Source organism: Streptomyces sp. NPDC054770 (assembly GCF_053611985.1).
This window is the reverse complement of record NZ_JBSHBL010000002.1, coordinates 166,928-181,801: the sequence shown is the minus strand read 5'-3', so window position 1 is coordinate 181,801 and position 14,874 is coordinate 166,928. Positions and strand designations below refer to the sequence as shown.

At 71.8% G+C, this 14,874-nt stretch carries 12 protein-coding genes; 8 read left to right on the top strand and 4 right to left on the bottom strand.

Annotation, left to right across the window (positions count from 1 at the left end; genetic code table 11):
* The first annotated feature begins 62 nt into the window (after positions 1 to 62).
* Entirely contained in the window at positions 63 to 2,219 is a 2,157-nt protein-coding gene (locus ACWGKQ_RS03380; protein WP_453290274.1) for a SpoIIE family protein phosphatase, read from the top strand.
* Between the two features lie 91 nt (positions 2,220 to 2,310).
* Here the strand turns inward: ACWGKQ_RS03380 and ACWGKQ_RS03375 are convergent, their stop codons facing one another.
* Positions 2,311 to 3,720, bottom strand: a complete 1,410-nt coding sequence (locus ACWGKQ_RS03375) for a S1 family peptidase (protein ID WP_453290164.1) — start codon at positions 3,718 to 3,720, stop codon at positions 2,311 to 2,313.
* Between the two features lie 207 nt (positions 3,721 to 3,927).
* Between ACWGKQ_RS03375 and ACWGKQ_RS03370 the strand changes: the two genes are divergently transcribed.
* The 5 genes from ACWGKQ_RS03370 (at position 3,928) to ACWGKQ_RS03350 (ending at position 10,984) form a co-directional block, all read left to right on the top strand.
* On the top strand, positions 3,928 to 4,341 hold the full coding sequence (locus ACWGKQ_RS03370) for a PaaI family thioesterase (RefSeq protein ID WP_453290163.1): 414 nt from the start codon (positions 3,928 to 3,930) through the stop codon (positions 4,339 to 4,341).
* 473 nt (positions 4,342 to 4,814) lie between these two features.
* Positions 4,815 to 5,030 (top strand): type A2 lantipeptide, encoded by a 216-nt coding sequence (locus tag ACWGKQ_RS03365; RefSeq protein WP_453290162.1) that lies wholly within the window; start codon positions 4,815 to 4,817, stop codon positions 5,028 to 5,030.
* 110 nt (positions 5,031 to 5,140) lie between these two features.
* Positions 5,141 to 5,947, top strand: a complete 807-nt coding sequence (locus tag ACWGKQ_RS03360; RefSeq protein ID WP_453290161.1) for an HlyD family efflux transporter periplasmic adaptor subunit — start codon at positions 5,141 to 5,143, stop codon at positions 5,945 to 5,947.
* Complete coding sequence (locus ACWGKQ_RS03355) at positions 5,944 to 8,166, top strand: NHLP family bacteriocin export ABC transporter peptidase/permease/ATPase subunit (protein WP_453290160.1); 2,223 nt, start codon at positions 5,944 to 5,946, stop codon at positions 8,164 to 8,166. The genes ACWGKQ_RS03360 and ACWGKQ_RS03355 overlap by 4 nt, the downstream gene beginning before the upstream one ends.
* A gap of 1 nt (position 8,167) precedes the next feature.
* A complete protein-coding gene (locus ACWGKQ_RS03350) occupies positions 8,168 to 10,984 on the top strand; it encodes an NHLP bacteriocin export ABC transporter permease/ATPase subunit (RefSeq protein ID WP_453290159.1) in 2,817 nt (938 codons plus the stop codon).
* 4 nt (positions 10,985 to 10,988) lie between these two features.
* On the opposite strand, the gene ACWGKQ_RS03345 is transcribed toward ACWGKQ_RS03350, so the two are convergent.
* A complete protein-coding gene (locus ACWGKQ_RS03345) occupies positions 10,989 to 11,513 on the bottom strand; it encodes an SRPBCC family protein (protein ID WP_453290158.1) in 525 nt (174 codons plus the stop codon).
* 5 nt (positions 11,514 to 11,518) lie between these two features.
* On the bottom strand, positions 11,519 to 11,869 hold the full coding sequence (locus ACWGKQ_RS03340) for an ArsR/SmtB family transcription factor (protein WP_453290157.1): 351 nt from the start codon (positions 11,867 to 11,869) through the stop codon (positions 11,519 to 11,521).
* A gap of 218 nt (positions 11,870 to 12,087) precedes the next feature.
* On the opposite strand from ACWGKQ_RS03340, the gene ACWGKQ_RS03335 reads away from it, so the two are divergent.
* Positions 12,088 to 13,590, top strand: a complete 1,503-nt coding sequence (locus ACWGKQ_RS03335) for an MFS transporter (protein WP_453290156.1) — start codon at positions 12,088 to 12,090, stop codon at positions 13,588 to 13,590.
* 281 nt (positions 13,591 to 13,871) lie between these two features.
* Positions 13,872 to 14,255 (top strand): STAS domain-containing protein, encoded by a 384-nt coding sequence (locus ACWGKQ_RS03330; RefSeq protein ID WP_453290155.1) that lies wholly within the window; start codon positions 13,872 to 13,874, stop codon positions 14,253 to 14,255.
* Between the two features lie 135 nt (positions 14,256 to 14,390).
* On the opposite strand, the gene ACWGKQ_RS03325 is transcribed toward ACWGKQ_RS03330, so the two are convergent.
* Positions 14,391 to 14,813, bottom strand: a complete 423-nt coding sequence (locus tag ACWGKQ_RS03325; protein ID WP_453290154.1) for a subtilase-type protease inhibitor — start codon at positions 14,811 to 14,813, stop codon at positions 14,391 to 14,393.
* Positions 14,814 to 14,874 lie beyond the last annotated feature (61 nt).

The window sequence follows — 14,874 nt, the reverse complement described above, 5'->3', positions numbered from 1 at the left end:
GCCTTGATCCCGAGGACGCGACGCGCGGCCGGACGAGGAGGTGGTCGGGCGTGTCCGACGGGATGGGGGCACCTCCGGCAGGGACGGAAGAGGGCGTCGAGGCCGCGGCGGCCGACGGCACCCCACCCGCCACGCCGCTGTTGTCGCTGGCGCTGGCCTCGATGATGGAGGAGGTCCAGGCGCACTCCGGCGCGGTCTATCTGCTGGCGGCCGACGAGCCGGTCCTGCAGATGGCGGTGACGGCGGGGCTGCCCCGGGCCTTCGCGGCGCCCTGGGAACGGGTCGGGCTGAGCTCTCCGGTCCCGGTCGCGGAGGCGGTGCGCGACCGGCGGCTGGTGTGGGTGGGCGGCGAGGAGGACATGGCGCGCCAGTACCCGCGGATCGCGGTGGTGCTGCCGTACCCGTTCGCGCTGGCCGCGCTGCCGGTGGCGACGGCGGACACCGTGTACGGGGCGGTGTACGTGACCTGGCCCGGCGCCCATCCGACGGTGCTGTCCGACCGGGAGCGGGAGTCGCTGACAGCGGCGTGCGACCGGCTGGCGGTACGGCTGGAGCGGGTCGCCGGGGAGAGCCGTGCGCTGCGTGCCGAGCCGGATCTGCTGGCGGCGGCGCCGTCGGGGGTGGCGGGCACGCTGGGCACGGTGGAGGCGGCGCGGATGGTGGGGCGGCTGCCGTACGGGCTCGTCTCGCTCGATCTGCACGGGCGGGTCGTCTTCGCCAACGCGGCGGCGGCCGAGCTGCTCGGCGTGCACGTCGACGACCTGCTCGGCACCCAGCCGTGGGTCTCGGTGCCGTGGCTGAACGACCCGATGTACGAGGACCGTTACCGGGCGGCGCTGATCAGCCAGCATGTGACGTCGTTCGTCGCGCTGAAGCCGCCGGGCGACTGGCTGTCGTTCCGGATGTATCCGAGCACGACCGGGCTGACCACCCGGATCAGCCGGGCCCGGGCGGTGGCCGAGATGGTGGGTGCGATGCCGCGCGCGGACGCGGCGCCCTCGCACCGGCTGGTCACCATCTCGCAGGTGCTCAGCCTGACGGGGGCGCTGACGGAGGCCGTCGGGGTGCAGGACGTGGTGCAGCTGGTGGCGGACGAGGTCGCCCCGGCCGTCGGCAGCCAGGCCCTGGTGGTCCTCGGGTCACGGGGCGGCCGGCTGCACGTGCTGGGGCACCGCGGCTACGAGGACCCGCGGACCGTGGCGCGCTTCGACGGTCTTCCGCTGGCCGAGCGGACGCCCGGCACCCATGTCCTCAACACCGGTGTCCCGGCGTTCTTCGAGTCGAAGCAGCAGCTGGAGCGGCTGTACCCGGACCGGGACGAGCCCCCGGACGGGTTCGCGGCCTGGGCGTACCTGCCGCTGATCGCGTCGGGCCGGCCGGTGGGCACCTGTGTCCTCGCCTACGCCGAGCCGCACGCCTTCCCCGCCGACGAACGGGCCGTGCTCACCAGTCTCGGCGGGCTGATCGCGCAGGCGCTGGAGCGGGCCCTGCTCTACGACGCGAAGAACCAGCTGGCGCACGGTCTCCAGGCGGCCCTGCTGCCGCACTCGCTGACTCCGCCGCCCGGCATCGAGGCGGCCGCCCGCTATCTGCCGGCCATGCACGGCATGGAGATCGGCGGCGACTTCTACGACCTGGTGCCCACCCGGCCGCTGGCGGCGGCCGTGATCGGGGACGTGCAGGGGCACAACGTGACGGCGGCCGGGCTGATGGGCCAGATCCGTACCGGCGTAAGGGCCTTCACGACGGTCGGGCAGGCGCCGGAGGAGGTGATGCGCAGCACCAACCGGCTGCTGATCGACTTCGGCGCCGAACTGTTCGCGAGCTGTCTGTACCTGCGGCTGGATCCGGAGCGGGGCCGCGCGGTGATGGCCCGGGCGGGGCATCCGCCGCCCCTGCTGCGCCGTCCGGACGGACGGGTACGGGTGCTGGACCTGGCCGGGGGCCCGCTGCTGGGCATCGACGCGGAGGCGACGTACCCGACGACCGAGGTGTCGCTCGCGCCGGGCTCGGTGCTCGCCCTCTATACCGACGGGCTGGTCGAATCCCCCGGTGTGGACATCGAGGATGCCCTGGTGGACCTGGGGGAACTGCTCTCGGAGAGCGGCGACCAGCCCTTGGACAAGCTCGCCGACACGCTCGTGCGGCACAGTGCGGCGGCGCAGGAGCGGGTCGACGATGTCGCGGTGCTGTTGCTGCGCGCGGAGACCGACGACTGACCCGGACCGGAAAGCGATCCGGTCCGGCCCTCCCGCCGGAGGGCCGGACCGTCCACCGTCGGCCGGAACCGCTGGTAGGCCGCGCGGTGGGTCAGTTGGACGTCGAGGTGCCGTCCGCGCCGGTGCCGGACTGGTCGCCGCTGACGTCGCCCGTGCCGGTGTCGTCACCGGTCCCGGTGGCGTCCCCGGTGCCGCTCTGGTCGCCGGCCGTCGCGGACGGGTCGGCTGCCGTCGCGGACGGGTCGGCGGTGCCGCCGATCTGGTCGCCGCCGGCCTGGTCGCCGGCGCCGTTCTCGTCACCGGCGGTGGCGGACGGGTCGGCCGAGGCACCGGCGTCACCGGCGCCCGCGTCGCCGCCGAGGGTCGCACCGGTCGCCTGGAGGGCGGCGGTCACCGGCTGGAAGAAGGTCTCGCCGCCGGAGGTGCAGTCGCCGCTGCCGCCGGAGGTCATGCCGACCGCGCCGCCGTCCTGGGTGAACAGGGAGCCGCCGCTGTCGCCGGCCTCGGCGCAGACGTTGGTCTGGATGAGACCGGTGACGGTGTCGACGCCGTTGGGGTCGGTCTCGCTCTGGAAGTTGACGGTGGCGTCGAGGCCGGTGACCTGACCGTCGTGCAGCCCGGTGGTGGAGCCCATCCGGAACACGGTCTCGCCGACGGTGGCGTCGACGGCCTGGTTGATGGCGACGGTCTGGCCGTTGCCTATGTTGACGTCACTGGTCGTCTGGGTGGTGGCGTCGTTGTACTTGACGAGCGAGAAGTCGCCGTTGCCGGGGAACTGGGCCTGGTCCACGGTGGCGATGGGCTGACCGGTCTCGGAGTCGGACCAGTCCTTGGCCGCGACACCGCAGTGACCGGCCGTCAGGAAGGCGGGGCTGCCGTCCGAGGCGGTCACGTTGAAGCCGAGGGAGCAGCGGACGGTGCCGTCCTGCACCTGGGAGAAGATCGCGTCGCCGCCGGAGACGAGGGTCTTGAAGGTGCCCGACGACTTCTTGAGGGTCGCCATGTTCGAGCCGAGGCCCTGCACCGTCGACTCCAGCGTGTCCCACTTGGTGCCGGTGACGGTGCTGTCCGCGCTGACCACGACCTTGTTGGTCTTCGGGTCGACGGCCCAGGCGGTGCCCGGGATGGTCGCCTTGGTCTTCAGCGTCTTGGCGACGGCCTCCAGTGCGGAGGTGCTGTTCTGCACCTGGCGCACGACCGCGCCGGCCTGCTCCGCCTGGGCGATCACGTTGTTGTCGCCGTTGACGACGTTGACGACGAGCTGCTGCTTGGCGCTGTCGTAGTAGGACCCGGCGAAGGCCTGGCCGAGGAGCTGCTGGAGCTGCGCGGCGAGGTTCGAGGCGCCCGTTGCCTTCAGGGTCTTGGGAGCGGATGCAGTGGCGCCGGAGGCGTTGTCCTGAGACGCGTTGGCCATCGGCAGCAGAAACGCCGCAGCTCCGAGCGCGGCGACACCGCCCACCGCGATAGCGGCCTTGCGCTTCGGAATTCGCTTGTGACTCAAACTTCTCGACCTCCAAGGGACGGAGTGTCTGCCGTTGCGGGGCAGTCGTTCGTGAGCGGCGCCTGGATGGCCATAGGTACGGGCGGGTCACACGGTGCGTTCAATTCCGTTTGCCAACTTCCTTGACCCTGTAATGAATCGGCCATGGCGCGCCCGTGGTGGAACAGGTCCGCGTGCCGGGCGGGCGGCCCGGGAACAATCCCCCATATGACGATGACCACCGCCGAAGCCGACAAGATCCTCTCCGCCAACTTCGCCCCCTGGGTGCTCGATCTGGGGCTGGCCGTCGAGGCGGTGGGCGAGGACCGGGCGACGCTGCGTCTGCCCTGGTCGGAGCGGCTGTCCCGGGAGGGCGGCGGACTGTCGGGGCAGGCGTTGATGGCGGCGGCCGACACGGCGACGGTGATCGCGGTCTCGGCGGCCCGGGGCGGCTTCGTGCCGATGACGACGGTGCAGCAGTCGACCTCGTTCCAGCGCGCGGTCACCGGTGCGGATGTCCTGATCGAGGCGGTCCTGACCAAACTGGGCCGCCGGATGGCGTTCGCCGACATCACCATGCGCGACCGGAGCTCGGGCGCGCTCGCGGCACGGGCGAGCACGATCTACGCGCTTCTGGGCTGACCTCGCCGACACGGTCAGCAATCGGTCATTGACGGTCCGTTGCGATCACGGGCCGGAATCCTTGCTTCAGGGAATCTGCACATCCAATACCCAAGCAAGTCACGGGGACCGACGGATCTGCACAACCGCACGCCCCCTGGCGTGCCCTTGGCCCGGAGTGCCGGATTCGCCGCCCGGGGGGCAAGCCGTGCGACGGGGCCGAAGTCGTGCGCCTTGTGAAGGAGTCGCCGACAAGCGGTGCGCGCGCCTGCACGGATGAACCCTTCTGGGGCTCAAGTGCCCAGGTGAGACGCATGGTTGATTGGAAGCGCGGACCGTGGGCGTGCTTTGATCCATCGCACCGCGGGAGCCGCGAAGGGCTCCTGGAAACGGGCGTCCGGCGCCCGCGGTCGCGGCCGCACCACTCCGTCCCCGCCAGGGCCGTTGGGGAGCCGCTCCCCCTTGTGAATATCCATATGAAGGGAAGTTCCACCATGAACTCCACCCCCCAGGTTGAGACCGTCGAGATCTCGGACGCCGAGCTGGACAGCGTCTCCGGCGGCCTCTCCCTGAACGCCCTGAACACCGTGACCGGCACGGTCAACGGCGTTCTCCCGGTCAACGACGTGGTCAACACGGTCGTCGGCACCGTCGAGGGCGTCACCGGCCTCAACACCCAGCCGGCTCTGAACCTGGTTGCCGGTCTCTGATCGCACCTCGTCACCGCTGAGTCCCGGAGCCGGATCCCGGCCCCGGGACTCTCGGGCGTTTTGCAGCACCCCAGTTCACCAGCGTCTCTCCCACAGGTGAGGGAAGTTCCGTGCAGTTCCGCCAACAGGCCCTCGCCAAGCTCCAGTCGCCGGAGGAGCTCGATCTCCCCGTGCGGTTCGCCCGTCCGCAGGGCTGGCTCGCGCTGTCCGTCTCGGTCGTCGTGATGGCGGCCGCCTCGGTGTGGGCGGTGACCGGTTCGGTCGCCTCCACGGTGAGCGCGCAGGCCATCCTCACCCACGGACAGGGCAGTTACATCCTGCAGAGCCCGGTCGCCGGGCAGGTCACGGCGGTCCTCGCCGAGCAGGGCGAACGGCTGCCGGCGAACTCCCCCGTCCTGAAGGTCCGTACCGGCCAGGGCGACTCGGTCGTGCGCACGGTCGCCGCGGGCCGGATCAGCGCGCTCGCCGCCACCATCGGGCAGATCATCCAGACCGGCGCCGATGTCGCCGCCGTGGAGAAGATCGCTCACGCCTCGGACCCGCTGTACGCGACGGTCTACGTCCCCGCCGAGAACGCCTCCTCCATACCGGCGAACGCCCCGGTCGACCTGACCGTGTCGTCGGTGTCGACGCAGGAGTACGGCGTGCTGCGCGGCCATGTGAAGTCGGTGGACCGCGCCGCCCAGTCGGCCCAGTCGATCTCGGCGTTCCTCGGGGACAGCCAGCTCGGCGAGCAGTTCACGAAGAAGGGCCGCCCGGTGGCCGTACTGGTCCGGCTGGACACGTCGAAGAAGACGAAGAGCGGGTACAAGTGGTCCTCGGCGGACGGGCCGCCGTTCCGGCTCGACTCCATGACCCTGGCCTCGGGTTCGATCCGGCTGGCCGACCAGCGTCCCGTCGATTGGCTGCTCCCGTGACCACCGCCCAGGAGACCCGCGGCCGCCGACGCGCCGCCCCGCCCAAGCGGCCGGTCCCCAAGGGCCGCGGCCGGACCGTCCGCACGCCCACCGTGCTCCAGATGGAGGCCGTCGAGTGCGGCGCCGCCTCCCTGTCCATGGTCCTCGGCCACTACGGCCGCCATGTCCCGCTGGAGGAGCTGCGCATCGCCTGCGGCGTCTCCCGCGACGGCTCGCGCGCCAGCAACCTGCTGAAGGCGGCGCGCAGTTACGGCCTCACCGCCAAGGGCATGCAGATGGACCTGGCCGCCCTCGCCGACGTGCAGGGACCGGCGATCCTGTTCTGGGAGTTCAACCACTACGTCGTCTACGACGGCATGGGCCGCCGTCTCGGCCGCCGGGGCGTCTACATCAACGACCCCGCCAAGGGCCGCCGGTTCGTGCCCATGGAGGAGTTCGACGGCAGCTTCACCGGTGTCGTGCTGACCCTCGAACCGGGCGACGGCTTCGCGAAGGGCGGCCGGCGTCCCGGCGTCCTCGGCGCGATGCCGGCCCGGCTGCGCGGCACCGCCGGCACCATGCCCGCCGCCGTCCTGGCCAGCCTGCTCCTGGTGGTCGTGGGTGCGGCAGTGCCCGCGCTCAGCCGCCAGTACATCGACCTGTTCCTCATCGGCGGCCAGACCTCGCTGCTCACCGTGCTGTTCGCCGCGATGGGCACCTGCGTCCTGCTCACCCTGGTGCTGACCTGGCTGCAGCAGGCGAACCTGCTGCACGGCCGGATCGTCTCCTCCACCCTGAGCAGCGCCCGCTTCCTGCGTCACCTGCTGCGGCTGCCGGTGACCTTCTTCTCCCAGCGCAGCCCGGCCGACCTGGTGCAGCGCCTGCAGTCCAACGACCAGGTCGCCGAGACCCTGGCCCGCGACCTGGCGGCGGCCGGCGTGGACGCGGTGGTCGTCGTCCTGTACGCGGTGCTCCTCTACACCTACGACGCACAGCTCACCTTCCTCGGCATCGGCGTGGCCCTGCTGAACATCGTGGCGATGCGGCTCGTCGTACGGCTGCGCGCCACCCGGACCGCGAAGCTGCGCGCGGACACCGCCCGGCTCACCAACACCTCCTACACCGGTCTCCAGCTGATCGAGACGATGAAGGCGACCGGCGGCGAGGACGGCTACTTCCGCAAATGGGCCGGGCAGCACGCGAGCACGCTGGAGGAGCAGCAGCGGCTCGGGGTGCCGAGCGCCTGGCTGGGCGTGGTGGCCCCGACGCTGGCCACCGTCAACAGCGCGCTGATCCTGTGGATCGGCGGCATGCGGGCGGTCGAGGGCGGCATCTCGGTCGGTCTCCTGGTCGCCTTCCAGTCCCTGGTCACCCGCTTCACCGCCCCGCTGACCCGGCTCAACGGCGTCGCGGGCCGCATCCAGGACTTCGCGGCCGACGTGGCCCGCCTCAAGGACGTGGAGAACTTCCAGGCGGACCCGGTGTACGCCCGCCCCGGCGCCGGCGACTCCACCCGGCGGCTGCAGGGCCATGTCGAGCTGGAGAACATCTCCTTCGGCTACAGCCCCCTGGACAAGCCCCTGCTCACCGGCTTCGACCTGACCGTCGGCCCCGGCCGGCAGGTCGCCCTGGTGGGCGGTTCGGGCAGCGGCAAGTCCACGGTCTCCCGGCTGATCTCGGGTCTCTACTCCCCCTGGGAGGGCGTGATCCGCATCGACGGACAGCGTCTGGAGGACATCCCGCGCGGCGCCCTCGCCGCCTCCGTCTCCTTCGTCGACCAGGACGTCTTCCTCTTCGAGGGCTCGGTCCGGGACAACGTGGCGCTGTGGGACCCGTCGATCCCGGACGAGGCGGTGGTGGAGGCGCTGCGCGACGCGGCCCTGTACGACGTGGTGACGCGCCGGCCCGGCGGCATCCACAGCAGGGTCGAGCAGGACGGCCGCAACTTCTCCGGCGGCCAGCGGCAACGCCTGGAGATCGCCCGGGCGCTGGTGCGCAGGCCCAGCATCCTCGTGCTCGACGAGGTGACCAGCGCCCTGGACGCCGAGACCGAACTGACCGTCATGGACAACCTGCGCCGCCGCGGCTGCGCCTGTGTCGTCATCGCGCACCGGCTGAGCACGGTGCGCGACAGCGACGAGATCGTGGTGCTCCAGCACGGCACGGTCGTGGAGCGCGGGCGGCACGACGAGCTGGTGGCACACGGCGGGGCGTACGCCGCGCTGGTCAGGGAGCGATGAGATGACGACTGTGGACGAAGGCGACCTCGTACTCGGCGCGCTCGGCTCACTGGGCAGCCGGATCGACTGCGCCGGCTTCACCCGCCTGGACCTCGAAGGCCCGCAGACGCTGTGGCTGGTGGCGTCCGGCGCCCTGGACCTGTTCGCGGTGGACGCCGAACAGCAGGGCCACTGGCACCACCTGGGCCGTCTGGAGGCCGGCGCGCTGCTGCTTGGCCCGGTCACGGGACCGCAGCACACCCTGGTGGCCCGTCCGTTGCGGGACTGCGTCGTGCACCGCATCGGCCTGCGCGAGCTCTACCAGCCCTCCAACACCCAGACCTGGTCCTACGACGAGTACGGCAACCCCCAGTACGTGCCGCCGGCCACCAGCCCCCTGGAGTACGCCCTCGCCCTCGGCGTCGGCCGCGGCCTGGCCGTCCTCTTCCAGGCCCCGATGACCGCCGGCGAGCGCGCCGCGGCCCCCACCGACGACGACGTCTTCTGGATGCAGGTGCCGCCGGGCAGCGTGCAGTACGGCTCGCTGTACGGCGCGGAGGCGGCCGCCGACCTGCTGATGGACCCGGCGCTGTGGCAGAGCGTGGTCGACCAGCAGTACCGGCTGCTGACCACCCTCGACCGGTGGATCGAGCAGCTGGAGCGCACCCACGAGACCCGCACGGCGGCCGGTATCAAAGCCGGTGAGGCGGTCCGGGCCCAGGCCGACCGCACGCTCCTCGCCTCGATCGGCAAGGCGGCCAAGCGCACCACGGCCGCCGACGCCGACGCCTCCTACGCGGCCTGCAGACTGGTCGCCGAGGCCGCGGGCATCACCCTCGCGGAGCCCGCGCAGAGCGGCACCGAGAGCGACCGCATCGACCCGGTCGAACGGGTGGCCCTCGCCTCCCGGGTACGGACCCGGGCGGTACGCCTGGACGGCCGCTGGTGGCACGACAACGTCGGCCCGCTGGTCGGGCACCGCGCCCTGTCCGGGGCCCCCGTCGCACTGCTGTGGCGGCGCGGCGGCTATGTGGCGGTCCATCCGGCGACCGGCCGCGAGACGCCGATCGAGAAGGCGAACGCGGCGGAGTTCGAGCCGCGCGCGGTGATGTTCTACCGGCCGCTGCCCGACAAGGCGCTCAGCCCGCTCGGCCTGCTCCGGTTCAGCATGCGCGGCACCCGCGGCGACCTCGGCGGTCTGCTGCTGGCCGGCCTGGTGACCGTGGCGATCGGCGCCCTCGTGCCGATCGCGACCGGCAAGGTTCTGGGCGACTACGTGCCGAAGGCCCAGACGGACCTGATCGTGCAGGTCTGCCTGGCGGTGATGATCAGCGCCGTGGTGTCGGCCGCGTTCACGCTCCTGGAGAACCTGACGATCCTGCGCCTGGAAGGCCGGATCGAGGCGACCCTGCAACCGGCCGTCTGGGACCGGCTGCTGAGGCTGCCGACGAAGTTCTTCACCCAGCGCTCGACCGGTGAGCTGGCCAGCGCGGCGATGGGCGTCAGCGCGATCCGCCGGCTGCTGGCGGGGGTCGGCCCGGTGGTCGCCCAGTCGGTGACCGTCGGGGCGATGAACCTGGGTCTGCTGTTCTGGTACAGCGTGCCGATGGCACTGGCGGCCCTGGGCATGCTGGTCGTCATCGCCGGTCTGTTCCTGGGGCTCGGGCTGTGGCAGGTGCGCTGGCAGCGCAAGCTCGTGGTGCTCAGCAACAAGCTGAACAACCAGGCCTTCCAGACCCTGCGGGGCCTGCCGAAGCTGCGGGTGGCGGCGGCCGAGAACTACGCGTACGCGGCCTGGGCGGGCGAGTTCGCGCGCAGCCGGGAGCTCCAGCAGAAGGTGGGCCGGATCAAGAACCTCACCAGCGTGCTGGGCTCGGTCTACCTCCCGGTCTGCACCCTGCTGATGTTCATGCTGCTGGCGGGCCCGGCGCGGGGGGCCATGGGCGCGGCGGCCTTCCTCACCTTCAACACGTCGGTGACGATGCTGCTCACCTCGGTCACCCAGCTGACCGGTTCCTTCGTGTCGGCGGTGGCCGCGCTCCCCCTCTTCGAGGAGATCAAGCCGGTCCTGGAGGCCGCCCCCGAGGTGCGCACCGCCAGCACCCGCCCCGGCCCGCTGTCCGGCGCCGTCGAGGCCCGCCGCCTCTCCTTCCGGTACACCGACGACGGTCCGCTGGTCCTGGACGACGTCTCCTTCGACATCCGCCCGGGCGAGTTCGTGGCGGTCGTCGGCCCGAGCGGCTGCGGCAAGTCGACGCTGCTGCGGCTGCTGATCGGCTTCGACAGGCCGGTCTCGGGAAGCGTGCTGTACGACGGGCAGGACCTGGGCGCCCTCGACCAGTCGGCGGTCCGCCGCCAGTGCGGGGTGGTGCTCCAGCACGCGCAGCCGTTCACCGGCTCGATCCTGGACGTCATCTGCGGCACCGAGCCGTACACCCCCGAGGAGGCGATGGCGGCGGCCGAGATGGCGGGGCTCGCGGAGGACATCAAGCGGATGCCGATGGGGCTGCACACGATCGTCGCCGGGAGCGGCGCGATCTCGGGCGGCCAGCGGCAGCGGCTGATGATCGCGCAGGCCCTGATCCGCCGCCCGCGCATCCTGTTCTTCGACGAGGCGACGAGCGCGCTCGACAACGACACCCAGCGCACGGTCATCGAGAGCACCCGCAAGCTGAACGCCACCCGGATCGTCATCGCCCACCGGCTGTCGACGGTCCTGGACGCCGACCGGGTCATCGTGATGGAGGACGGCAAGGTCGCCCAGCAGGGCCCGCCGGCCCAGTTGCTCGCCGACACCGGCGGGCGGCTGCACGAGCTGGTGCGGCGCCAGCTGGCCTGACGGGTCAGGCGCCGGGAATGGGGGCGCCGGACGGCAGGCCGGCGTCGAGGTAGCCCTGGTAGTACTCCTTCCAGGGCGGGGTGACGCCGGCGTACGGACCCTGGAGACGCCCGCCGTGGGCCTTGGCGTCGAGGGCGGCGAGGCAGACCTCCCAGCCGGCGCTGTTGCGGGCGGCGGTGTTCTCCTCGCTCAGTACATGGGTGAGGGTGAAGCGGGTGCGGTCCTCGCCGTCCGGCGCGAGGTCGAACCGGATCTCGTCGCCGCCCCAGTCGAAGGTCAGGTTCCGGGGCGGGTCGACGGCGAGCACCGTGCCGTACGACTCGGGCATGTTCGGGTCACCGGTGAACCTGATGCCGCCGCCGGGGCGCAGGTCGATCTCGGCGCGGGAGGGGAACCACTCGGCGAGTTCGTCGGGGTCGGTGACGAAGTGCCAGACGCGGTCGACGGGGTGGCCGTAGACACGGCTGAAGCGGACCGCGGGGCGGCCGTCGTCGAGGGTGACGTAGGTGCCGGTGAGTTCGGCGGCCATGGTGATCAGTCCTTCGAGGAGGGGTCTTCCGGGGCGTCCGGGGCGTCCGCCGTCTCGTCGAGGCGGCGGCCCAGCGCGTCCAGGCTGCGGTTCCACAGCCTTCGGTAGGGGGCCAGCCAGGCGTCGAGTTCGGCGATGGGGGCCGGGTCGAGGGCGTAGACCCGCCGCTGCGCGTCCTGCCGTACCCGGACCAGGCCGGCCTCGCGCAGCACCTTGAGGTGCTTGGAGGTGCTCGGCTGGCTCAGACCGCAGGCGTCCACGATCTCGCCGACGGGCCGGGGGCGGGTGAGGAGGAGGCCGACTATGGCGCGGCGGTGGGGGTCGGCCAGGGCGGTCCAGAGGCTGTCGGTGGCCATGGATTCAATATGCCGGTCTGGTTATATTCCTGTCAAGGAATACACCTTCCGGCTCGCCCTTCACGCACACGGCACCACTCCCAGCGAAACGTTGCCGTTTCGCTGGGAGTGGTCTAAGCTCGATGTGTACGAAACCGTTTCGTTCGCGGCTCCGTAGGCGCCGTCGTTCGCAGCAGCGTCCTGGTAAATCCCGAACACTTCCCTGGAGTGGTTCCCCCATGTCTGAGAAGACCCTGACCGACGACGTCCGCGTCGGTGCCGTGGAGGCACCACCGGCCGCCTCCCCGAAGCGGTGGTGGATCCTCGCGGTCATCGCCGTCGCCCAGCTGATGGTGGTGCTCGACGCCACGATCGTGAACATCGCCCTCCCCTCCGCCCAGGCCGACCTCGGGTTCTCCGACGGCAACCGGCAGTGGATCGTCACCGCGTACGCCCTCAGCTTCGCCTCCCTGCTGCTGCTCGGCGGCCGCATCGCCGACCTGTTCGGCCGCAAGACCGCCTTCCTCATAGGAGTCGTCGGCTTCGCCGCCGTGTCGGCGCTGGGCGGCGCCGCGAACGGCTTCGGGATGCTGGTCACCGCACGCGCCCTGCAGGGTGCCTTCGGCGCGCTGCTCGCCCCGACCGCGCTCTCACTGCTCAACACCACGTTCACCGACGCCCGTGAGCGGGCCCGGGCGTTCAGCGTCTACGGCGCCATCGCCGGCGCCGGCGGTGCGGTGGGCCTGCTGCTCGGCGGTGTCCTCACCGACACGTTCGACTGGCGCTCGACCCTGTACGTGAACGTCGCGATCGCCGTCGTCGCCTTCGCGGGCGGCATGGCGCTGCTGCACAACCACCGCGACGCCGGCAACTCCAAGCTGGACGTGCCGGGCACGGTCCTGGTCGCGGCCGGTCTGTTCTCGCTGGTCTACGGCTTCTCCAACGCCGAGTCGCACGACTGGGGTTCGCCGCTGACCTGGGGCTTCCTGTTCGCCGGCGTCGTGCTCCTTGCGGCCTTCGCCTGGTGGCAGACCAAGGCCAAGTTCCCGCTGCTGCCGCTGGGCATCCTGCTGGACCGCAACCGGGCGGCCTCGTTCCTCGCCGTGCTGATCTCCGCGGGCGGCATGTTCGGCGTCTTCCTCTTCCTCACCTACTACCTGCAGCTGAACCTCGGCTTCAGCCCGACGAAGACCGGTGTGGCGTTCCTGCCGATGATCGGCGCCCTGATGGTGACGGCACAGGTCGGCACCCAGGTCCTGGTGCCGCGGATCGGCCCGAAGGCGGTCGTCCCGCTGGGCTTCGCGGTCTCCGCGGTCGGCATGGCCTGGCTGACCGGGATCGGCGTCGGCTCCAGCTACGTCAGCGCGGTGCTCCCGCAGCTGATCATCACCGGCCTCGGCCTCGGCCTGGTCATGCCGGCGTCCATGCAGCTGGCCACGGGCGGCGTGACGGCCGATGAGGCGGGTGTCGCCTCGGCGACGGTCAACGCCATGCAGCAGGTGGGCGGTTCGATCGGTACGGCGCTGCTCAACACGCTCGCGGCGAGCGCGGCGACGGACTACCTGGCCGGGAAGGACGTCACCAGCAAGCTGGTGCAGGCGCAGGCGACGATCGAGAGCTACACCACCGCGTTCTGGTGGTCGGCCGGGATGTTCGCGGCCGGTGCGGTGATCGCCTTCCTGCTGTTCCGCAAGGGGGTGCCGCAGCAGGACGCGGACGCGGCGCCGGTTGTCCACATGTGACATTCCGCAGAGCCGCAGGGACCGAGGGGTCGCCGTCAGCAGGGAGGCGGTGGCCCCTCGCCGTTGTCGTCCGCGGGTGCGTTGTGGCCGGTCGCGCCCACGCGGCGGAGCCGCACATCAACACCGGCCCGCGCCCCTAAAGGGGCGCAGAGTCAAGCTCATTTGCCGAAATTCACGCCGCCGAGTGAACCTGATCTTGCGCCGCCCTCGTCAGGGATGGCAGGGGCTGCCGGCGGGTAACAACCGGGCCCGTACCCGCCCCGGCGAGGTGGAGCGCTGAGATGACGCCGGAAGCCGTCGACCCCGGGTTGCCCACCGCCAACTCCTGTGCGCGCAGCCGCCGTAGCGGGGTGTATCTCGTCGTCGAGGTCCACGGCGAGGTGGACATCGCCACCGAGGAGCTGCTCGCCGAGCATCTGCTCGCGGCGACCGCCGGACCCGAGCCCGATGTGCTCGTCGATCTGCGGCGGCTGGACTTTCTCGACTGTTCGGGGCTGCGGGTGCTGTGCCGGGCCGAGGCGCGGGCCAGGGAGCGGGGCGGGCGGCTGCGGCTGGTGTGCGAAGGGCCCCGGATTCCGCGGCTGTTACGGGCGGCGGGGCTGATGGGACGTTTTCCGCCGCTCCCCGGCATTCCCCGGGACGGGAACGCCGAGGAGCGGCGGTGATGCCGGGGGTCGGACGGGCAGCCCCACACCACCCGTCCGACCCCCGGGGCGAGATCGCAGGTTCCCCGCTCCAGGGGCCGCACTCCCCAGTTACGGACCTGTCCGGCAGTCACGAGGACCGTGCGATCCCGGGTCTCAGAAGGCGAAGACGTTCGTCCCGTAGGCGTCCCTCATGCACTGGTTGCCGAAGGTGTGCTCGTACGAGACGCGCTTGCCCTGCCAGACGCCCTCGACCGTGACCACGACGGGGTCGTAGAGCTTGGTGCACCACACATCGGCCCTGGGTGCCAGGGCGTCGAGGTCACCGCCGGCGCCGCGCAGTTCGGCGCAGGCCTCGGCGGCGGCCGGGTGGGTGCCGGAGGCGCTCGGGGCGCAGTTGAGGGTGACGGCGCGCTCGGGCGTGGCGGTGGCCGCGTCCGTGCCGTGGCCGGTGGTGAGCACCAGGGCCGACGGCGCGTAGAGCGAGCTCGGGGCGGCGACGGCGGCCCCCGTCAGGGGTCCGCAGACGGCGGCGGCCGTAAGGCCGAGGGTCGCTGCCCAGCGCGCGGTGGTTCGCATTGTGTGCATCCTTCCGCTCGATTCGACGAGTGCCGCCCTCGGCCCGGTGGGTGCCGGGGCG

Coding starts and splice junctions, on each gene's coding strand:
- ACWGKQ_RS03380 (WP_453290274.1), top strand. CDS start 63: ATGGGGGCACCTCCGGCAGGGACGGAAGAGGGCGTCGAGGCCGCGGCG.
- ACWGKQ_RS03370 (WP_453290163.1), top strand. CDS start 3,928: ATGACGATGACCACCGCCGAAGCCGACAAGATCCTCTCCGCCAACTTC.
- ACWGKQ_RS03365 (WP_453290162.1), top strand. CDS start 4,815: ATGAACTCCACCCCCCAGGTTGAGACCGTCGAGATCTCGGACGCCGAG.
- ACWGKQ_RS03350 (WP_453290159.1), top strand. CDS start 8,168: ATGACGACTGTGGACGAAGGCGACCTCGTACTCGGCGCGCTCGGCTCA.
- ACWGKQ_RS03345 (WP_453290158.1), bottom strand. CDS start 11,513: ATGGCCGCCGAACTCACCGGCACCTACGTCACCCTCGACGACGGCCGC.
- ACWGKQ_RS03340 (WP_453290157.1), bottom strand. CDS start 11,869: ATGGCCACCGACAGCCTCTGGACCGCCCTGGCCGACCCCCACCGCCGC.
- ACWGKQ_RS03335 (WP_453290156.1), top strand. CDS start 12,088: ATGTCTGAGAAGACCCTGACCGACGACGTCCGCGTCGGTGCCGTGGAG.
- ACWGKQ_RS03330 (WP_453290155.1), top strand. CDS start 13,872: ATGACGCCGGAAGCCGTCGACCCCGGGTTGCCCACCGCCAACTCCTGT.
- ACWGKQ_RS03325 (WP_453290154.1), bottom strand. CDS start 14,813: ATGCGAACCACCGCGCGCTGGGCAGCGACCCTCGGCCTTACGGCCGCC.